The 19,841-nt window shown below is 58.1% G+C and carries 22 protein-coding genes; 5 read left to right on the top strand and 17 right to left on the bottom strand.

The window, feature by feature from the left end:
* The first annotated feature begins 37 nt into the window (after positions 1–37).
* Positions 38–964: a LysR family transcriptional regulator gene (locus AC1DWM_RS09185; protein ID WP_007947183.1), complete on the top strand. Its 927-nt coding sequence runs from the start codon at positions 38–40 to the stop codon at positions 962–964.
* On the opposite strand, the gene AC1DWM_RS09180 is transcribed toward AC1DWM_RS09185, so the two are convergent.
* From AC1DWM_RS09180 to AC1DWM_RS09170, 3 genes are all read right to left on the bottom strand, one after another.
* Positions 961–1,323 carry a diacylglycerol kinase gene (locus AC1DWM_RS09180; protein WP_223512309.1) on the bottom strand — a complete coding sequence of 121 codons (363 nt, stop codon included), beginning with the start codon at positions 1,321–1,323 and terminating at the stop codon, positions 961–963. The two genes, AC1DWM_RS09185 and AC1DWM_RS09180, sit on opposite strands and share 4 nt — an antisense overlap.
* Before the next feature lie 75 nt (positions 1,324–1,398).
* The gene (gene erdR, locus AC1DWM_RS09175) at positions 1,399–2,049 is read right to left on the bottom strand and encodes a response regulator transcription factor ErdR (protein ID WP_477795059.1); all 651 of its coding nucleotides are present in this window, start codon (positions 2,047–2,049) and stop codon (positions 1,399–1,401) included.
* 202 nt (positions 2,050–2,251) lie between these two features.
* Positions 2,252–3,028, bottom strand: coding sequence for a tRNA-uridine aminocarboxypropyltransferase (locus AC1DWM_RS09170; protein WP_477795058.1), 777 nt, complete (start codon positions 3,026–3,028; stop codon positions 2,252–2,254).
* 189 nt (positions 3,029–3,217) lie between these two features.
* On the opposite strand from AC1DWM_RS09170, the gene AC1DWM_RS09165 reads away from it, so the two are divergent.
* On the top strand, positions 3,218–3,640 hold the full coding sequence (locus AC1DWM_RS09165) for a PA3611 family quorum-sensing-regulated virulence factor (RefSeq protein WP_223512312.1): 423 nt from the start codon (positions 3,218–3,220) through the stop codon (positions 3,638–3,640).
* Here the strand turns inward: AC1DWM_RS09165 and AC1DWM_RS09160 are convergent, their stop codons facing one another.
* Entirely contained in the window at positions 3,641–3,835 is a 195-nt protein-coding gene (locus AC1DWM_RS09160; RefSeq protein ID WP_223512313.1) for a hypothetical protein, read from the bottom strand.
* A 361-nt stretch (positions 3,836–4,196) separates the two neighbouring features.
* On the opposite strand from AC1DWM_RS09160, the gene AC1DWM_RS09155 reads away from it, so the two are divergent.
* Positions 4,197–5,315, top strand: coding sequence for an LOG family protein (locus AC1DWM_RS09155; protein ID WP_223512314.1), 1,119 nt, complete (start codon positions 4,197–4,199; stop codon positions 5,313–5,315).
* Between the two features lie 43 nt (positions 5,316–5,358).
* On the opposite strand, the gene recX is transcribed toward AC1DWM_RS09155, so the two are convergent.
* The 5 genes from recX to AC1DWM_RS09130 form a co-directional block, all read right to left on the bottom strand.
* Positions 5,359–5,826, bottom strand: coding sequence for a recombination regulator RecX (gene recX, locus AC1DWM_RS09150; protein WP_223512315.1), 468 nt, complete (start codon positions 5,824–5,826; stop codon positions 5,359–5,361).
* An 8-nt stretch (positions 5,827–5,834) separates the two neighbouring features.
* Positions 5,835–6,887 (bottom strand): recombinase RecA, encoded by a 1,053-nt coding sequence (gene recA / locus AC1DWM_RS09145; RefSeq protein WP_007947175.1) that lies wholly within the window; start codon positions 6,885–6,887, stop codon positions 5,835–5,837.
* A gap of 83 nt (positions 6,888–6,970) precedes the next feature.
* The gene (locus tag AC1DWM_RS09140) at positions 6,971–7,471 is read right to left on the bottom strand and encodes a CinA family protein (protein WP_223512316.1); all 501 of its coding nucleotides are present in this window, start codon (positions 7,469–7,471) and stop codon (positions 6,971–6,973) included.
* A gap of 158 nt (positions 7,472–7,629) precedes the next feature.
* Positions 7,630–7,980 (bottom strand): phage holin family protein, encoded by a 351-nt coding sequence (locus AC1DWM_RS09135; protein ID WP_223512318.1) that lies wholly within the window; start codon positions 7,978–7,980, stop codon positions 7,630–7,632.
* Between the two features lie 269 nt (positions 7,981–8,249).
* On the bottom strand, positions 8,250–8,993 hold the full coding sequence (locus AC1DWM_RS09130) for an XRE family transcriptional regulator (protein ID WP_223512320.1): 744 nt from the start codon (positions 8,991–8,993) through the stop codon (positions 8,250–8,252).
* A gap of 203 nt (positions 8,994–9,196) precedes the next feature.
* Between AC1DWM_RS09130 and mutS the strand changes: the two genes are divergently transcribed.
* Entirely contained in the window at positions 9,197–11,764 is a 2,568-nt protein-coding gene (gene mutS / locus AC1DWM_RS09125) for a DNA mismatch repair protein MutS (protein WP_223512368.1), read from the top strand.
* A 142-nt stretch (positions 11,765–11,906) separates the two neighbouring features.
* A complete protein-coding gene (gene fdxA, locus AC1DWM_RS09120) occupies positions 11,907–12,230 on the top strand; it encodes a ferredoxin FdxA (protein ID WP_223512321.1) in 324 nt (107 codons plus the stop codon).
* A 472-nt stretch (positions 12,231–12,702) separates the two neighbouring features.
* Here the strand turns inward: fdxA and rpoS are convergent, their stop codons facing one another.
* From rpoS to AC1DWM_RS09080, 8 genes are all read right to left on the bottom strand, one after another.
* A complete protein-coding gene (gene rpoS, locus AC1DWM_RS09115) occupies positions 12,703–13,713 on the bottom strand; it encodes an RNA polymerase sigma factor RpoS (RefSeq protein ID WP_223512322.1) in 1,011 nt (336 codons plus the stop codon).
* Positions 13,714–13,819: 106 nt separating this feature from the next.
* Positions 13,820–14,677: a peptidoglycan DD-metalloendopeptidase family protein gene (locus tag AC1DWM_RS09110; protein ID WP_223512323.1), complete on the bottom strand. Its 858-nt coding sequence runs from the start codon at positions 14,675–14,677 to the stop codon at positions 13,820–13,822.
* A 211-nt stretch (positions 14,678–14,888) separates the two neighbouring features.
* On the bottom strand, positions 14,889–15,524 hold the full coding sequence (locus tag AC1DWM_RS09105) for a protein-L-isoaspartate(D-aspartate) O-methyltransferase (protein ID WP_172901226.1): 636 nt from the start codon (positions 15,522–15,524) through the stop codon (positions 14,889–14,891).
* A 41-nt stretch (positions 15,525–15,565) separates the two neighbouring features.
* On the bottom strand, positions 15,566–16,315 hold the full coding sequence (surE, locus tag AC1DWM_RS09100) for a 5'/3'-nucleotidase SurE (RefSeq protein ID WP_477795057.1): 750 nt from the start codon (positions 16,313–16,315) through the stop codon (positions 15,566–15,568).
* A complete protein-coding gene (gene truD, locus AC1DWM_RS09095) occupies positions 16,303–17,361 on the bottom strand; it encodes a tRNA pseudouridine(13) synthase TruD (protein WP_223512325.1) in 1,059 nt (352 codons plus the stop codon). Before truD ends, surE begins: the two co-directional genes overlap by 13 nt.
* On the bottom strand, positions 17,358–17,831 hold the full coding sequence (ispF, locus tag AC1DWM_RS09090) for a 2-C-methyl-D-erythritol 2,4-cyclodiphosphate synthase (protein ID WP_007949357.1): 474 nt from the start codon (positions 17,829–17,831) through the stop codon (positions 17,358–17,360). Before ispF ends, truD begins: the two co-directional genes overlap by 4 nt.
* A gap of 43 nt (positions 17,832–17,874) precedes the next feature.
* Positions 17,875–18,720 carry an S-formylglutathione hydrolase gene (gene fghA, locus AC1DWM_RS09085; RefSeq protein WP_223512326.1) on the bottom strand — a complete coding sequence of 282 codons (846 nt, stop codon included), beginning with the start codon at positions 18,718–18,720 and terminating at the stop codon, positions 17,875–17,877.
* Between the two features lie 8 nt (positions 18,721–18,728).
* On the bottom strand, positions 18,729–19,841 hold the full coding sequence (locus AC1DWM_RS09080) for an S-(hydroxymethyl)glutathione dehydrogenase/class III alcohol dehydrogenase (protein ID WP_007949355.1): 1,113 nt from the start codon (positions 19,839–19,841) through the stop codon (positions 18,729–18,731).

Raw genomic sequence — 19,841 nt, 5'->3', positions numbered from 1 at the left:
ATGGATTATTAAGATAAGGGTTATCGGTTATATAGATATGCGATTTACTCTCCGTCAACTTCAAGTATTCGTCGCCGTCGCCCAGCAGGAAAGCGTATCCCGTGCTGCGGGCTTGCTGAACCTGTCGCAATCGGCGGCGAGCACCTCGATCACCGAACTGGAGCGCCAGTCCAGCTGCCAGCTGTTCGACCGCGCCGGCAAACGGCTGAGCCTTAATGCCCTGGGCAAACAGCTGCTGCCACAAGCCGTGGCTCTGCTCGATCAGTCCAAGGAAATCGAAGACCTGCTCAACGGCAAGACCGGTTTCGGCTCATTGGCGGTCGGCGCGACCCTGACCATCGGCAATTACCTGGCCACCTTGCTGATCGGCAGCTTCATGCAGCGCCACCCGGAAAGCCAGGTGAAGCTGCACGTGCAAAACACGGCCAATATCGTGCAGCAAGTGGCTCACTATGAAATTGATCTGGGTCTGATCGAAGGCGACTGCAGCCATCCGGACATCGAAGTGCAGAGTTGGGTCGAGGATGAACTGGTGGTGTTTTGCGCGCCCCAGCATCCACTGGCCAAACGCGGCATTGCGACCATGGAGGAGCTGAGTCACGAGGCGTGGATCTTGCGAGAGCAAGGCTCTGGCACGCGGCTGACCTTCGACCAGGCCATGCGTCACCATCACAGCGCGCTGAACATCCGCCTGGAACTTGAGCACACCGAAGCGATCAAGCGCGCCGTGGAGTCGGGATTGGGGATTGGTTGTATTTCGCGGCTGGCGCTACGCGATGCCATTCGCCGTGGCAGCCTGGTGCCGGTGGAGACACCGGACCTGGACCTGGCGCGGCAATTCTATTTCATCTGGCACAAACAGAAATATCAGACGTCGGCGATGCGCGAATTCCTCGACCTGTGCCGCGCTTTCACCGCAGGGGTTCAGCGCAGCGACGAGATCGTTCTGCCGAACATCGCTTAAAGCAGGATGACGGCCCAGACCAGCGCGATCATGGTCAACGCCACGAACTGAGCAGCGCTGCCCATGTCCTTGGCGTTTTTCGACAGTGGATGCAATTCGAGGGAAATGCGATCGATGGCCGCCTCTACTGCCGAGTTCAGCAACTCGACGATCAGCGCCAACAGGCATACAGCGATCAGCAGCGCTTGCTCGACGCGGCTGACGTTCAAGAAGAACGTAACCGGAATCAGAATGACGTTGAGCAACACCAGTTGCCGAAAAGCCGCTTCACCGGTGAAAGCTGCGCGCAGGCCATCCAGCGAATAACCGGAGGCATTGAGGATGCGTTTTAGGCCGGTTTGGCCTTTGAAAGGTGACATAGGGTAGGCAACTGACCAGATAGGAGTGGGAACGCTAGATGAAGCAAGGTTAAAAAAGCGTGAATATGTAGCCGTTTAGTGGCTCGCAATTGACTCAAGTTGTTGCAAGAGCAACGCCGCCTGAGTCCGGGTTCGCACATTCAGCTTGCGGAATATCGCCGTGACGTGAGCCTTGATGGTCGCTTCGGAGACGCTCAGCTCGTAAGCAATCTGTTTGTTCAGCAAGCCTTCACAGACCATGGTCAACACCCGGAACTGCTGAGGTGTCAGGCTCGCGAGGCCTTCGCTGGCAGCCTTGGCCTCATCGGAAACACTGACCGCTTCAAACGCCTGAGGAGGCCAGAATACATCGCCGTCGAGCACCGTGCGTACGGCTTTCTGGATGACACTCAGGTCGCTGGATTTTGGAATGAACCCGCTGGCACCGAACTCACGGGACTTGACCATGATCGACGCTTCTTCCTGCGCGGAGACCATCACCACTGGAATTTGCGGGTACTGACCGCGCAACAGCACGAGCCCGGAAAAACCGTAGGCGCCGGGCATGTTCAGGTCCAGCAGCACCAGATCCCAATCAGATTTTTCATCCAGGCGGGCTTCCAGCTCGGCAATGCTCGCCACTTCCACCAGACGAACATCCGGGCCCAGGCCCAGCGTCACGGCCTGATGCAGCGCACTGCGAAACAGCGGGTGATCGTCGGCAATCAGGATTTCGTATGTGGCCATTTTTCAAATGATCCTGTTTTTTCAAACAACTCAAGGCACAGCCACGGAGCTGTACCAACGGGGCACGTTCAACGCCAATCACATAGCTATTCAAGTGAAAATACGGCGTATCAAACCTGGCCGCGCCCCAATCGGCGCCAAGCATGCCCAGCGAAGCCTAGGTGGTCAAGCTGCGCGGCGTTAGACCAATGGCCCAATTTTTCTACAGTATGGGCGTCTCCGGGCAGATGGCCGGCGCAGTGTTTTGCACGAAGGGCATCAGTTCGGCGTGAGCGGGTGTTGCAACGTTCATGTCCAGCTGACGTTTCGCGTCCAGGTAATGCTGGCTGAACACGTCGAAATAAGCGTCCAGAGCCGATGCCGCTGCGGTATCCCCTGCCAGATCGAGACACAGTGCAGCCACTTCTGCGGTGCACAAATGCTCGCTACGGGTCGACCTGCGCAGCCGGTATCGAGACAACTTCTCGGGCAGCAGGCTCAGGATTGGCAGGCGATCGAAATAGGGGCTTTTGCGGAAGATCTTTCGGGCTTCTGTCCAGGTGGCGTCCAGCAGAATGAACAGCGGGCGCTTCGAGCTATCCATGTCGACACTGTTGGTGACACGCTCCGGCTCGACGTACTCGCCCGGAAACACCAGATACGGCTGCCACTGCGGGTCGGCAAGCAGCGCCAGTAGTTGTTCATCAACCTCCGTGCGTGACCAGATAAACGCATGGTTGTCGCGCACCACATCGGCAATCAGCCAACCGGTGTTACTCGGTTTGAACACTTCCTTGTTGGTCATGATCAGGCACACACCAGAGCGCGCCTCGACTTGCGGGCGCCAGGCGCACAGACAATGGCTCTCGATCACGCGGCAGGCACGGCAACGTGGTGCCCTCCAGCCCCGGGCCTGAATCGGCTTGATACCCTCTTCTTCTCGCGCATCGCGCAAGCGGGCCACGGCGTTGGCAGCAAAGTGTGGGGTGGCAGGGTTCATCGCAGGCAGCGCCGGCAGGAAAAGAAAATCGACACGAAAAGCACTCGGCAGGGCAAAAAGTGGCGCCAGTTTATCAGAGCCGCCAGCGCAAGCCTGTACCGTCCGGAGCGCGTCCCCTATAATTCGCCGCCACTGAACGCACAGTCATGTGACGGGTCGAAGCACCAGTCACTGAACCAGGAGAGTTTCATGCTGCGCCTAATCGTCCCCACCGCTGCCATTTTGCTGGCGTCGTCCTTCAGCGCTCAGGCTGCGTCCTTGAGTGAGCAGAATCTCAACAGAGAACTGCAAAACGTCGCAGTCCAAAGCAGCGTCGGCACGCCACGGGCAATCAACGAAGATATTCTCGATCAGGGTTACACCGTCGAAGGCAAGCAACTGATCAACCACCTGAGCGTGCAAAAGAGCCACGCCGACAAGATGCGCGCTGACCCTAAAGCCGTGTATTTCCAGTTGGGCGCCTCGGTTTGCAACAACCCGTCGTTCCGCAAACTGATGGCCAAGGGCGCGATCATGCGTTACGACTTCACGGAAGTGAAAACCAACAAGGCGATCGGCTCCGCCAGCTATCAGGAATCGGATTGCCTGCAACCGGCCAAGAAGAAAAAGTAATCACTCGGAATTGGCGCGCCGCTGTTCATCCTCGGCGCGCAGTTCTGCCAGCAATGCCTGCAAGTAACTTGATCGTCGCTTGGTATCCTCCAAGCGTCGGCAGCACTCCTCCTCGAGACTCACATGATGTGTCTCGGCTGATGACTTGAGCAATCGATACAGTTGCGTATCGATCTCCAGAATGACCCTGGTCATAGCGCCCCGCCTCCTTGCTCCTCGCCCTGCTTGAGCGAAAATCCTTCAACTTCTTGAATCGCGCGCCCTGCCATTGACGCAAAGTTGTCGTGTCATACCTGTAGCTTAGTAAATCAGAGCGCCGGAGACTCGGTCTGCGTTCAGACGAACGGTGAAATCACCTTGCAAATCGTCAATAAGCGGTTGCCAGGAAAGACTTTGCGGCGCAATGATCAAGGCAGCGTAAATCTCTGCGAGGGTCTAGATTCATAGTGTTCCCATTCACTTTCCGGGCTGGAAAGGGGCCGCCCGCGACGCGTCTTGTTATGCGAATGTTTCCTTCATCCAAGGGAAAACAGAGCCAGTATGGAAGGAGAAATTGATGCCTTACCAACCGAATGACCTGCTAAGCCGTCATTTTGAAGAAAGCGGCCACGACCTCACCAGCAAGGTCGAAGAACAACTCAACCTGGTTTCACCCAACAGTCCCAACATCCCCATCTACCGCGACATGATCCTGACCGTGCTACGTATGGCTCAAGAAGATCACAACCGCTGGAATGCCAAGATCACCCTTCAAGCCCTGCGCGAACTGGAGCACGCCTTCCGTGTACTCGAGCAGTTCCGCGGCCGGCGTAAAGTCACCGTATTCGGCTCGGCCCGAACACCGATCGAACACCCGCTGTATGGTCTGGCCCGAGAACTGGGCGCCGCGCTGGCACGCTCGGACCTGATGGTCATCACCGGCGCAGGCGGCGGCATCATGGCGGCGGCGCACGAAGGGGCCGGCAGAGAACACAGCCTCGGCTTCAACATCACCCTGCCCTTCGAGCAGCATGCCAACCCCACCGTGCAAGGCACTGCCAACCTGCTGCCCTTCCACTTCTTTTTCACCCGAAAGCTGTTCTTCGTCAAAGAAGCTGATGCGCTGGTCCTGTGCCCTGGCGGTTTCGGCACCCTGGATGAGGCGCTGGAAGTACTGACACTGATTCAGACCGGCAAAAGCCCATTGGTGCCGGTGGTATTACTGGACGCGCCGGGCGGCAAGTTCTGGCAAGGCGCGCTGGACTTCATTCACCATCAACTGGAGGAAAATCGCTACATCCTGCCGACTGACATGAAGCTCGTGAGCCTGGTTTACAACGCCGAAGAAGCGGTGGAGCAGATCAACCAGTTCTACAGCAACTTCCACTCCAGCCGCTGGCTCAAGCATCAGTTCGTGATTCGCATGAACCACACGCTCAGCGACCAAGCGCTCGAACACATGCAGGACGCATTTGCCGACCTGTGCCTGAGCGATCGCTTTCATCAGCACGCCTACAGCGGCGAGGAGCACGACGAAGCGCAGTTCAGCCACCTGGCGCGACTGGCGTTCAACTTCAACGCGCGTGATCATGGTCGGCTGCGCGAACTGGTGGACTATATCAACCTGCCGGAAAACTGGGCTCACTCCAAACCTCATGCGCAACAGCGCACGCGAGAGCCTTCTAAGGTGACTTGAGGCAAAAAAATGGCCCGCTATCGAAATAGCGGGCCACTTTTTATCAATCATCCATTCCCCGGCCACTGAACAAGCGGCCGATCATCTCCATGGAATATCCCCGATAACTCAGGAAGCGCCCCTGCTTGGCACGCTCCCGAGCGTCTATCGGCAGATGTCCGGAAAATTTACGCCGCCAGGTATCCTCCAGTTGCTCCTGCCAATTGATACCGCTCTCGCGTAACGCGAGTTCAATATCGGCACGTTGCAGGCCGCGCTGGCCAAGCTCCTCGCGAATACGCAAAGGGCCATAACCGGAACGGGCCCGGTAGGAAACAAAGCTTTCGAGGTAACGGGATTCGGACAGCAGGCCCTCTTCCGTCAAGCGGTCGAGTGCGGTGTCGATCATTTCAGGGAGGGCGCCGCGCTGACGCAGTTTACGCGTCAGCTCGACTCGACCGTGCTCGCGTCGTGCGAGCAGGTCCATTGCGGTTCGCCGCACCGCGACGAGTGTATCGAGTACGGCGGTCATCGGATCAATCAGATATCAGCGTCAGCCAGGTCATCAGCAGTCTCTTTGACTGGCGATGCTTTGACATCCGGCGCCGGGGTCAGCAACTTGTCACGCAGCTGCTTCTCAAGCGTCGCGGCGATTTCCGGGTTGTCCGCAAGGAACTTGGCCGAGTTGGCCTTGCCCTGACCGATCTTGGTGCCGTTGTAGGCATACCAGGCGCCGGATTTCTCAACGAAACCGTGCAGAACACCCAGGTCGATCATCTCGCCATTGAGGTAGATGCCTTTGCCGTAAAGGATCTGGAACTCGGCCTGACGGAACGGCGAAGCTACTTTGTTCTTCACGACTTTGACGCGGGTTTCACTACCGACGACTTCATCACCTTCTTTCACCGCGCCAGTACGACGGATGTCCAGACGAACCGAAGCGTAGAACTTCAGCGCGTTACCACCGGTGGTGGTTTCCGGGCTGCCGAACATCACGCCGATTTTCATACGGATCTGGTTGATGAAGATCACCAGGCAGTTGGCGTTCTTGATGTTACCGGTGATTTTACGCAGCGCCTGGGACATCAGACGGGCTTGCAGGCCGACGTGCATGTCGCCCATTTCGCCTTCGATTTCTGCCTTTGGCACCAGAGCAGCTACGGAGTCGACGATGATCACGTCAACGGCGTTGGAGCGCACCAGCATGTCGGTGATTTCCAGGGCCTGCTCGCCGGTGTCCGGCTGGGAAACCAGCAGGTCGTCGACGTTGACGCCCAGCTTGCCGGCGTACTCAGGATCAAGGGCGTGTTCGGCGTCGACGAATGCGCAGGTCGCGCCGGCTTTTTGAGCCTGGGCGATCACGGACAGTGTCAGTGTGGTTTTACCGGAGGATTCAGGACCGTAGATTTCAACGATACGACCTTTTGGCAGACCGCCAATGCCGAGCGCGATGTCCAGCCCCAGAGAGCCAGTGGAGATAGCCGGGATAGCCTGACGGTCCTGATCGCCCATACGCATTACGGCACCCTTGCCGAATTGACGTTCGATCTGACCCAGGGCCGCAGCCAAGGCTTTCTTCTTGTTGTCGTCCATTAAAGTCCTCACGTAATCAATAAGGCCTGACGGCCAACACCTGTATAAGTAGCCAGTATTATTCCACAGCGTTTCAGGATCGCCTACCCCTGATTTGAGATTTCTGCGGCAGCATGGCGCAGCAGCCCCTCTAGCGCGGCCTTCACCGTTTGTCGGCGGACCTCATCGCGATTACCGGCGAAGTGCTGCTCTTCGCTGAACACCCGCTCGCCAGCCCCCCAGGCCAGCCAGACCGTGCCCACTGGTTTACTCGGAGAACCGCCATCCGGCCCCGCCACACCGCTGACCGCCACGGCGAAATGCGCCCGGCTCTTTGCCTGCGCACCTCGCACCATCGCCTCGACCACCTCGCGACTGACCGCGCCCACGGTCGAAAACAACTCCACCGGGACGTTCAATTGCTGGGTTTTCTGCCGGTTGGAGTAGGTGACATAACCGGCCTCGAACCACGCCGAACTCCCCGGAATGCGAGTGATCGCCTCCGAGATGCCGCCGCCAGTGCAGGACTCGGCAGCCGTAACGTGAGCATTGAGAACCTGCATGCGCCTGCCCAGTTCAGCGGCCAATTGGGTGATTTCTTTCACGGTCATCTCCTGAGCGATCGGAAGTGGAATTAGAACTACCGTACACGAGCGTATCGCGCTTGCAAGGCGCAGGATCAATCAAAATGTGAGGGTGTGAAGGCTCTGATCCAGGCGTGACAAGCCTGCAAGGCAATCAGTCCACGGTCAGCGATGCCCGTTCACTGCTGATCAGGACGAGAATCGCGCGGCGGCACTTCGCAAACGCCAATCCGCTTGGCTGCCCAGCGCTCATAAAGCCCGATGGCGACGTCTGCCCCAGCCATGGCTGTGAGGCATCCAAAAGCCCCAGCGGCCCAGATCGACAAGCCAGCGGCATACAGCAGCATGATGGCCGAAATCCCGCAGATCATGCAGGCCCCCGAGCGCAATGCCAGACGCCGCAGCAGTGACCAGCCGCGAGCACCGTCCTTGTCGGCACGCCACATTTCGCCAGACACCCCGCCCACCAGTGCAAGGACAATGACGAGCCAGCTCGGCATGTCCAGCAACGCTTGTTGCTCGATTGTCATGTCTCGCCTCCTGATGTGAGTGATAAGGGGTTCTTTCAAACGGTCAGTAGCCACCCATCTGAACCGTTGAGGCCGGTTCAGCGCTGCCTTTGTCGAGCGGCTTGAGACCAAGAGTATGCATGGATGCATATACAGTCAATGCACAAATGCATTTGCTTCTTCACCGAGAATGCATTGACGCATAAAAACACAACAAACAAAGGCGCCGGCGGTTTTCGACAGGCGAAAAAAAACCGCTGGATGGCGGTTTTTGTCTGAAAGCGGTGAGGTTAGCGGGCGTACATGCCCCACCAGAAGACGTGACCAAGAATGACAATCTGCTCTTCCTGGATTTCCAGGAAGGTATAGTCCTCATCCGGGTGTTCATCGCGGTTGAAGCTACGCAGGCGGATCCCGATCGGCAGGCGATAAAGCTGTTTCACGCGCAATTGACCGTTATGGTTGATCGCATAAAGGTCGCCATCAACGATGTCGCCAATCCCGCACTTGCCCGCATTCACGCCAACGGTTGCGCCATCGCGCAGCACGGGCAACATGCTGTTGCCACGCACCGTCACGCATTTTGCCTGATCGAATTGCACACCATTGTGGCGCAAACTGCGCTTGCCGAAGCGCAGACTAGAGCGTTCGCTCTCTTCGATGACGAATCTTCCTGATCCCGCAGCCAATTCAACCTCGCGAAGAAAGGGGACGGACACTTCATCGTCATCGACGGGCGTATCGTCGTCCCACAGACTTATATCCTTGAGTTCGGAATGCACTGCTTCGCGCCCCTTATTGGCGCTGATCGACACATCCGTGCGGCCACGCAACTGATCAGTGCTGACGGCGAAGTACTCGGCAATCTTCGAGATGTGTTTATCCGAAGGATCGACGATCTTCCCGCCGAGGATCCGCGAGAGTGTGGATTGAGGCACGCCGGTGCGACGGTGAAGCTCCGTGGGGGAGATCCCGTGTTGATCGAGCAGCGCTCTTAAGACGGTAGAAACATTGCGTTTTTGCATACTGCGCATAGTGCGTGTTCTTTTTGTCGAAAACAAATGCTGTTTTGCATATCCGATGCATATCCAGCAGAAATGTGCCGCAGGGCTTTCATGCCTGCGTCGAGCGGACCGCCCATGGTAATCTTGCGCCCATTGCGGAAAAGCCGGGCCAATGCCCCTCCTTTGCCCTACACCTTTCAACGAGTTTTCCTGAATTTCCGATGAATAAAGCCATCTCCGATCTGTCTTCCCACACGCCAATGATGCAGCAGTACTGGCGCCTGAAGAACCAGCACCCTGACCAGCTGATGTTCTACCGCATGGGCGACTTCTACGAGATCTTCTATGAAGACGCGAAGAAAGCCGCCAAGTTGCTGGACATCACCCTGACCGCCCGTGGGCAGTCGGCGGGTCAGGCGATTCCGATGTGTGGGATTCCTTACCATGCGGCAGAAGGCTACCTGGCGAAACTGGTCAAGCTCGGCGAGTCGGTGGTGATTTGTGAGCAGGTGGGTGATCCGGCGACCAGTAAAGGGCCGGTGGATCGTCAGGTGGTGCGGATCATCACGCCGGGCACAGTCAGTGACGAAGCGCTGCTGGATGAGCGCCGGGACAACCTGATCGCGGCAGTGCTGGGTGACGAGCGTCTGTTCGGTCTGGCGGTGCTGGACATCACCAGCGGCAACTTTACGGTGCTGGAAATCAAGGGCTGGGAAAACCTGCTGGCGGAACTGGAGCGGGTCAATCCGGTCGAGCTGATGATCCCGGACGACTGGCCCAAGGACCTGCCGGCGGAAAAACGTCGTGGGGTTCGTCGCCGTGCACCGTGGGATTTCGAGCGCGACTCGGCGCTGAAAAGTCTTTGTCAGCAGTTCTCTACCCAGGACCTCAAAGGCTTTGGCTGCGAGAACCTGACACTGGCCATCGGTGCCGCCGGTTGCCTGCTCAGCTACGCCAAGGAAACTCAACGCACCGCCCTGCCGCACTTGCGCAGCCTGCGTCACGAGCGCCTGGATGACACCGTGGTGCTGGACGGCGCCAGCCGTCGCAACCTGGAACTGGACACCAACCTGGCCGGTGGCCGCGACAACACCCTGCAATCGGTGGTCGATCGCTGCCAGACCGCCATGGGCAGCCGCTTGCTGACCCGTTGGTTGAATCGCCCGCTGCGGGATCTGACCGTATTGCTGGCGCGCCAGACCTCGATCACGTGCCTGCTCGACGGCTACCGCTTTGAGAAATTGCAACCGCAACTCAAGGAAATCGGCGACATCGAGCGGATTCTGGCGCGGATCGGCCTGCGCAACGCGCGCCCTCGCGACCTTGCTCGTCTGCGCGATGCGCTGGGTGCGTTGCCTGAGTTGCAGGTGGCGATGACTGAGCTTGAAGCGCCGCACATCATTCAACTGGCCAAGACCACCAGCACTTATCCGGAACTGGCGGCGCTGCTGGAAAAAGCCATTATCGACAATCCGCCAGCGGTGATCCGTGACGGTGGCGTGTTGAAAACCGGCTACGACAGCGAACTCGACGATCTGCAATCGCTGAGCGAAAACGCCGGGCAGTTCCTGATTGACTTGGAAGCTCGCGAAAAAGCACGCACCGGTCTGTCGCACCTGAAAGTCGGCTACAACCGCATTCACGGTTACTTCATCGAGTTGCCGAGCAAACAGGCTGAGTCCGCGCCGGCAGACTACATTCGCCGCCAGACGCTGAAAGGTGCCGAGCGTTTCATTACCCCGGAACTCAAGGCGTTCGAAGACAAGGCACTGTCGGCCAAGAGCCGTGCGCTGGCCCGAGAGAAAATGCTCTACGAAGCGCTGCTCGAAGACCTGATCGGCCAATTGCCGCCGCTACAAGACACCGCGGCTGCGCTGGCCGAACTGGACGTATTGAGCAACCTGGCCGAACGCGCCCTGAACCTCGACCTGAACTGCCCGCGTTTCGTCAGCGAGCCCTGCATGCGCATTACCCAGGGGCGTCACCCAGTGGTCGAGCAAGTGCTGAGCACGCCGTTCGTGGCCAACGACTTGAGCCTCGACGATAACACTCGGATGCTGGTGATCACCGGCCCGAACATGGGCGGTAAATCCACCTACATGCGTCAGACCGCATTGATCGTTTTGCTCGCGCATATCGGCAGTTTCGTGCCGGCTGCCAGCTGTGAACTGTCCCTGGTGGACCGGATTTTCACCCGGATCGGCTCCAGCGATGACCTGGCGGGTGGCCGTTCGACCTTCATGGTTGAAATGAGCGAAACCGCGAACATCCTGCACAACGCCACCGAACGCAGCCTGGTGCTGATGGACGAAGTCGGTCGCGGCACCAGCACCTTCGATGGCCTGTCCCTGGCCTGGGCTGCCGCCGAGCGATTGGCGCATCTGCGCGCTTACACGCTGTTCGCCACCCACTATTTTGAGCTAACGGTACTACCGGAGGCGCAACCGCTGGTGGCCAACGTTCACCTCAATGCCACCGAGCACAACGAACGCATCGTGTTCCTGCACCACGTGCTGCCCGGGCCTGCCAGCCAGAGTTACGGCTTGGCCGTGGCGCAATTGGCCGGCGTGCCGAGCGAAGTGATCGTGCGTGCGCGTGAGCACCTCGGTCGACTGGAAGCCACCGCCCTGCCCCATGAAGTTCCTGTGATTGCCAAGGGCAAACCGGCCGCTCCGCAGCAAAGCGACATGTTCGCCAGCCTGCCGCATCCGGTGCTGGATGACCTGGCCAAGCTGGATCTGGACGACATGACACCACGTCGTGCGCTCGAAATGCTCTATGCACTAAAGAACCGGATCTAACGCACTTGCCTACAAGCTGTTAGAATCTCGCGCGGTTTGGGATGCTGCTGGCTAATAGCCTGGCCAGCAGACTATCGCTCCCAAACCTGGCGACCCCAACGTGAAGGGGCTCCGCTGCCGCCGCCTGAGGAGAAAATTAGAAATGACCTTCGTCGTCACCGACAACTGCATCAAGTGCAAGTACACCGACTGCGTAGAAGTCTGTCCGGTGGACTGCTTTTACGAAGGCCCGAACTTCCTGGTGATCCACCCGGATGAGTGCATCGACTGCGCACTGTGCGAACCAGAATGCCCTGCCGTGGCCATCTTCTCCGAAGATGAAGTTCCGGAAGGTATGCAGGAATTCATTCAGCTGAACGTTGAACTGGCGGAAATCTGGCCCAACATCACTGAGAAGAAAGAATCGATGCCAGACGCTGAAAAGTGGGATGGCGTCAAAGGCAAGATCAAAGACCTCGAACGCTGATTTTCCGCGCGTTCCCGAAAAGGCCCCTAGCGGGCCTTTTTGCTTTTCTGAAGGTAAAAAAAGGGGCGGTTTGACCCGCCCACATTTTTCCCTATTCCCTGTGTTCCTTTTCATCGTCCTGATGAATCGCTTCCTGCGATGTCCATTCCCCTCATCCTTGAAGGGCGTGTCTGTCCGTCGACACCATTCAGATACTAGAGAGTTCCCTACCAAGAGCAATTGGCCTGGGTCGTCAAAAACATGTGTCATACATTCTTTATAAAATTAAATATGCATATAAATCATGCGGATAGCATGCGACCGCGTAGGAAAATGTACGACTAGCACCTTGTAAAAATAGTGAACACTTACGAAAGAGTAAGAGAAGACCTACAGCGCAAGACGACAAACCTGCGGCAATCCTCACCCACCTTACAGGCAATAAAAAACCCCGAACCAAGCGGGGTCTTTTACTGCCGATTGAGCCTGTCGCTTATTGAAACAGCGACTCGCTCGACAGGCCGTTCTTCTCGAGAATCTCCCGAAGACGCTTCAGGCCTTCCACCTGAATCTGTCTGACCCGCTCCCGGGTCAGGCCGATCTCCAGGCCTACGTCTTCAAGCGTGCTGCTCTCGTGTCCGCGCAAACCGAAGCGGCGTACTACCACTTCGCGTTGTTTGTCCGTCAACTCCGACAGCCATTGATCGATGCTTTGGGACAAGTCGTCATCCTGAAGCAGCTCACAAGGGTCGGTTGGACGGTCATCAGTCAGGGTGTCCAGCAGGGTTTTATCCGAATCCGGACCCAGCGAGACGTCGACCGAAGAAACCCGCTCATTCAAGCCAAGCATGCGCTTGACCTCTCCCACCGGTTTTTCCAGCAGGTTGGCGATTTCTTCGGGTGAGGGTTCGTGATCGAGTTTTTGCGTCAGCTCCCGTGCAGCCCGAAGGTACACGTTGAGCTCCTTGACCACATGGATCGGCAACCGGATGGTCCGGGTCTGATTCATGATCGCGCGCTCGATGGTTTGACGAATCCACCAGGTTGCGTAGGTCGAAAAACGAAAGCCGCGTTCAGGGTCGAATTTCTCCACTGCCCGGATCAGGCCGAGGTTGCCCTCTTCGATCAGGTCCAGCAGCGACAGCCCACGATTGACGTAACGACGGGCGATTTTCACCACCAGCCGCAGGTTGCTTTCAATCATGCGCTTGCGCCCGGCCGGATCGCCACTTTGCGACAGACGCGCAAAATGAACTTCTTCTTCCGGGGAGAGCAATGGGGAAAAGCCGATTTCATTGAGATACAGCTGCGTGGCATCAAGTGCCCGCGTGTAATCGATGTACTTGTGTTGTTTTAGCGAAGCGGAGTGTTTGGATTTGGCACGAACGGAAGAAGGTGGAGCTGCCCCTTCATCATTCGACATCGAATCCGTCTCGATACCGGTCTCCATCAGGAGAACCTCATCGTCGATGTCAAACTCCGGCACTTCTTTACTGAGAGCCATTGTTATAGTCCTTTGGTGAGTTCGACCTCAAGCTCAAGCGACGCCTTTATCCTTGGCAACGCTGGAGCCTGTTCCCTCTACGTGACGGAACAAGCTGGCTAACAAATCAACGACGTGGCAGGAATTGCAGCGGATCTACAGGTTTACCTTGGCGGCGAATCTCAAAATGCAGTTTCACCCGGTCTGTACCCGTTGACCCCATTTCGGCAATTGTCTGTCCGACCTTGACCTGCTGCCCCTCCCGAACCAAAAGCCTGCGGTTATGTCCGTAGGCACTGACGTAGGTTTCGCTGTGTTTGATGATGACTAATTCGCCGTAGCCCCTTAAGCCACTCCCGGCGTATACCACCGTCCCATCAGACGCAGCTAAAACAGGCTGTCCCAAATCTCCGGCGATATCAATTCCTTTATTCAAACTACCGTTTGATGAGAACTTTCCAATCAAAATACCATTAGATGGCCATCCCCAGCCGGTCGGGGCGGGACCAGCAGGAGGCAACGGAGCGGGGGTCTGCTTGCTGGCGACGGACGGTGTAACCACCTCTGTAGTCGTGGTTGCGCCATTCGGCTGGCGCCGGATTACCGTTGTTTTCAGCGACGACGAAGGCGCCGAACCGGACGCATTGGCCACCGCTGTCGGCGTTGATCCGGTGCGACCATCGAAGCGAATTATCTGACCCGGATGGATCGTATAGGGCGTAGGAATGTTGTTGCGTGCGGCGAGGGCTTTGTAGTCCCAGCCGTAGCGAAAAGCGATCGAGAACAGGGTGTCTTTTGGTCGAACGACATACTGACCTGTGGTCACTACCGGACGTTGCGGCGCAGCCTTGTTGCCTTCGACTACGCCTACGCTACTCGATTTGGTGCTGGAGCAACCGACCAGCAAGGTGCTCAAGACGAGGCCAGTCACCAGGCGCTGAAAGCTCGTTGTACTCATACGCTGCGCAATGACTGTGAGACTCACCCGCCGCTCCCTATGTGGTGGCTGAAATTGTGGATTGCCGTATTCCGGCTCGAGATGTCGCAAGTATAACGGGCCGAACCGGCTTTACCTTTAATGAAGCAAAATCGCTCCGCGCACACGTTTGCCTACTGACGATAAATACCGTTTAACCAATCGATGCCGCTGTAAGACACGGCCAATCGAAGAGAATTCAGCGCATAAAAACAAATGCTCAGGCCAGTGGCCCGTTGAGCAATGGCACGAAACGCACCGCCCCCAGAACACGTCGGGAAAAGCCTTGTTCTTCTCGGATGATCAGCATCAATTGCTGCACCTCACCGGAGCCGACCGGGATCACCAGTCGCCCCCCCGGAGCCAACTGATCGAGCAACGCCTGGGGCACATCAGTGGCCACTGCCGTGACGATGATGCCGTTGTAAGGCGCCAAAGCTGGCCAGCCCTCCCAACCATCGCCCCAACGAAACACCACGTTGCGCAGGTTCAGCTCCACCAGGCGTTCCTTGGCCCGGTCCTGCAAAACCTTGATGCGCTCTACGGAAAACACCCGCTCGACCAACTGTGACAGCACGGCCGTCTGGTAGCCCGAGCCGGTACCAATCTCCATCACCTTGTCCAAGGGACCTGCCTCCAGCAGCAACTCGCTCATGCGAGCCACCATATAAGGCTGGGAGATGGTCTGGTTATGCCCGATCGGCAACGCCGTGTCTTCGTAGGCGCGGTGGGCCAGCGCCTCGTCAACGAACAGGTGGCGCGGTGTCCGGCGAATGACTTCCAGCACCTTGGCGTTGGAAACGCCCTCTTCATACAGGCGCTGAATAAGGCGCTCGCGAGTCCGTTGAGAGGTCATCCCGATGCCACGGCGCAACATATCGTCATGTTCACGAGTCATTAGCGCAGCCCCTCCAGCCAGCCATCGAGACTTCTGAAGGCATCATTGAAGGTGCGATCCAGTTGCAGCGGTGTGATTGAAACGTAGCCCTGCATGACTGCATGGAAGTCGGTGCCCGGGCCGCCATCTTCTGCATCCCCGGCGGCGGCGATCCAGTAACCGGATTTGCCCCGCGGATCGACCACCTTCATCGGCGCCGCAGCGCGTGCGCGATGCCCGAGGCGGGTCAGCTGAATACCGCGGATATGGTCCAGCGGCAAATTGGGAATGTTCACATTCAGTACCGTGCGCGGCGGCAGGTCGAGATCGCTATGGGCTTCGACCAGCTTGCGTGCAAAGTAGGCGGCTGTGGGAAGGTTCTCTACTTGGCGTGAGGCCAACGAAAATGCAAACGAAGGACGCACAAGGAAGCGCCCTTCGAGGGCGGCCGCCACAGTGCCGGAATACAACACGTCATCGCCCAGGTTAGCGCCGAGGTTGATCCCCGAGACGACCATGTCCGGTTCGCGTTCCAGCAAGCCGTTCAGGCCCAGGTGCACGCAATCGGTGGGTGTGCCGTTCAAGCTGATGAAGCCATTGGTCAGCGTTTGCGGGTGCAACGGACGGTCGAGCGTCAGCGAGCTGCTGGCGCCGCTTTTGTCCTGGTCCGGGGCGATAACCACACACTCGGTGTAATCCGCCAGCGCAGCATAAAGCGCGGCGAGACCGGGTGCAGTTACCCCATCGTCATTAGAAATCAGAATACGCATGGGCTGTCCGTCTGCCCCACCGGCACCAGATCAACGAGCTCGCGCACCAATACGGTGGCAAAGCATCCGGCCGGGAGGACGAATTCCAGTTGCAGAATGTCAGGCTCGGGATAATGCCACGTCAACCCACCAATGGGCAGCCGCAGGATGCGACGTTCGTGACTCATACCGGCGTTAATCAACCAATCACGCAAGTCCGCTTCGCGAGCGGCGATGTCCTGCTCCAGTACATGGACAGCGCCGGTCGCTGGCGAGTCACCTTCGCCCCACTGCGGGCCGGTCGGGTGCAGATCGAGAATCGCCAGACGCGGGTCGCTGCATTCCGCTTCACCGGCCGGAAAGAAACTGCGGCTGTCGGTGAAGGCCAGCAGATCGCCGACCTGAGCACGCTGCCAACTGCCATCGGCAACCCGTGCAGCCAACACCTGATTGAACAGGAAACTGCGCGCCGTGGAGAGCAGACGCGAGCGCACGTTGCGCTGCTCCGGCAACGCTTTGCGCGCCGCCCACGCACGGGCATCGACGACGTTACCGCCGTCAAAGCCGAAACGCTGGACGCCGAAATAATTGGGAATACCTTGCCTGGCGATCAATTGAAGCCGCTCTTCAATCGCCGCTTTGTCGCCAGCGAATTGCGTCAGGCGCAAGGTGAAGCCATTGGCCGAGTGAGCACCGCGTTGCAGCTTGCGTTTGTGTCGACCGGTCTTGAGGATTTTCAGTGTGTCGTTTTCCGCCGCCGACAAATCCGGGTCAGCCTTTCCCGGCAGTTGCACGCTGAACCATTGGCGCGTCAGCGCCTGACGATCCTTGAGCCCGGCATAACTGACAGTGCGCAATGGCACGCCCGCCGCCTTGGCGATCCGCCGTGCCGCTTCCTCGGTATTGAGACCGCGCTTTTCCACCCAGATCCACAAATGCTCGCCATCACCGCTGAGGGGGATGTTGAGCACTTCATCGACCTGAAAATCTTCTGCCGTGGCTTTCAGAACAGCGGTGCCAAGCGCCTCGCCATAGGCCCGTGGGCCGAGCAATTGCGATTCGTTCATGCGCGCAGCAACAAGGCAACGGAGTGCACGGCAATGCCTTCTTCGCGACCGACAAAGCCAAGCTTTTCGGTGGTGGTAGCTTTCACGTTCACTTGATCCAACTCAACTTGAAGATCCGCGGCAATCAGCGCGCGCATCGATTCGATATGCGGGGCCATTTTCGGCGCCTGGGCGACGATGGTGTTATCAACGTTGCCGACTTTCCAGCCTTTGGCGTGAATCAGCGCGACGACGTGGCGCAGCAGCCCCCGGCTATCAGCACCCTTGAATGTCGGATCGGTGTCCGGGAAATGCTTGCCGATATCACCCAACGCGGCCGCGCCGAGCAAAGCATCACTCAAGGCGTGCAGCAGGACGTCACCGTCGGAGTGAGCGAGCAGCCCGAAGCCGTGTGCAATGCGCACGCCGCCCAGAGTAATGAAATCGCCTTCAGCGAAACGGTGCACATCATAGCCGTGGCCAATACGCATAAAAAAACGCCCCGATTTTTGTCAGGGCGTGATTCTACCTGCATTAGACGCCTAGGGCGCGTCCATGATGTTGCAAGTGGTCGTCGATAAAACTGGCGATAAAGAAATAGCTGTGGTCGTAGCCCGGCTGCAAGCGCAACGTTAGCGGATGACCGGCCAGTTTGGCCGCCTGTTGCAAGGCTTCAGGCTTGAGCTGAGTGGCGAGGAAATCATCACGATCGCCTTGATCGACCAGCAGCGGCAGCTTCTCTTCGGCCTCGGCGATCAGGGCGCAAGCATCCCATTCGCGCCACTTCGAACGGTCCTCTCCCAGGTAACGAGAGAAGGCCTTCTGACCCCACGGGCAGTCCATCGGATTGTTGATCGGCGAGAACGCCGACACCGACTGATAACGACCCGGATTGCGCAAGGCGCAGACCAGCGCGCCATGGCCGCCCATGGAGTGACCACTGATGCCACGCTTGTCCGACGCGGGGAAATGGGCCTCGACCAATGCCGGCAATTCCTGCACCACATAGTCATGCATCCGATAGTGCCGCGACCAAGGCTCTTGGGTAGCATTCAGATAAAACCCGGCGCCGAGGCCGAAGTCCCAAGCGCCGTCTGGATCACCCGGCACATCGGGACCGCGCGGGCTGGTGTCCGGCGCAATGATGATCAGCCCCAACTCAGCCGCCATGCGCATGGCCCCGGCCTTTTGCATGAAGTTCTCGTCGGTGCAGGTCAGGCCGGACAACCAATACAGCACAGGCAGCTTGCCACCCTGCTCCGCTTGCGGCGGCAGGTACACGGCAAACACCATGTCGCAGCCGAGCACGTCGGAGCGATGCCGGTAGCGCTTGTGCCAGCCGCCAAAGCTTTTCTGGCAGGAGATATTTTCCAGGCTCATGACCGACCTCAGAAATGAATGACGGAACGGATGCTTTTGCCTTCGTGCATCAGGTCGAACGCCTTGTTGATATCTTCCAGGCCCATGGTGTGGGTGATGAACGTATCCAGCGGAATTTCGCCGGTAGCGGCCATTTCGACGTAGCTTGGCAACTCGGTACGGCCGCGCACACCGCCGAACGCAGAACCGCGCCAGACGCGACCGGTGACCAGCTGGAATGGACGGGTGGCGATTTCCTGACCGGCACCGGCGACACCGATGATCACCGACTCACCCCAGCCTTTGTGGCAGCACTCAAGGGCGGCGCGCATCAATTGCACATTGCCGATGCATTCGAAGGAAAAGTCGACGCCGCCATCGGTCATGTCGACGATGACTTCCTGGATCGGACGATCGAAGTCTTTCGGGTTCACACAATCGGTTGCACCCAGCTGCTTGGCGATCTCGAATTTGGCCGGGTTGATGTCGATGGCAATGATGCGTGCAGCCTTGGCTTTTACCGCGCCGATAACCGCCGACAGACCAATGCCGCCGAGACCAAAAATGGCCACGGTATCACCGGGTTTCACCTTGGCCGTATTGAGCACCGCGCCGATGCCGGTGGTGACACCGCAGCCCAGCAGGCAGACTTTTTCCAGCGGCGCTTCTTTAGCAATCTTGGCGACGGAAATTTCCGGCAACACGGTGTATTCGGAAAACGTCGAAGTGCCCATGTAGTGGAAAATCGGCTGGCCCTTGTAGGAAAAGCGCGAAGTGCCATCTGGCATCAAACCTTTGCCCTGGGTCGCGCGAATCGCCTGACACAGGTTGGTTTTGCCCGACAGACAGAATTTGCACTGACGGCATTCCGGGGTGTACAGCGGGATCACATGATCGCCCACTGCCACCGACGTCACGCCCTCGCCAATCGCCTCAACCACCGCGCCACCTTCGTGACCGAGAATTGACGGGAATATGCCTTCCGGGTCAGCGCCCGACAGGGTGTAGGCATCGGTATGGCAAACACCGGAGGCAACCACACGCAACAGAACTTCGCCGGCCTTGGGCATGGCGACATCGACTTCGACGATCTCGAGGGGTTTCTTGGCCTCGAAGGCAACGGCAGCGCGCGACTTGATCAT

Source organism: Pseudomonas sp. P4_C8, from assembly GCF_056401975.1.
The sequence above is the reverse complement of the archived record's forward strand: the minus strand, read 5'-3'. Positions and strand labels throughout refer to the sequence as shown.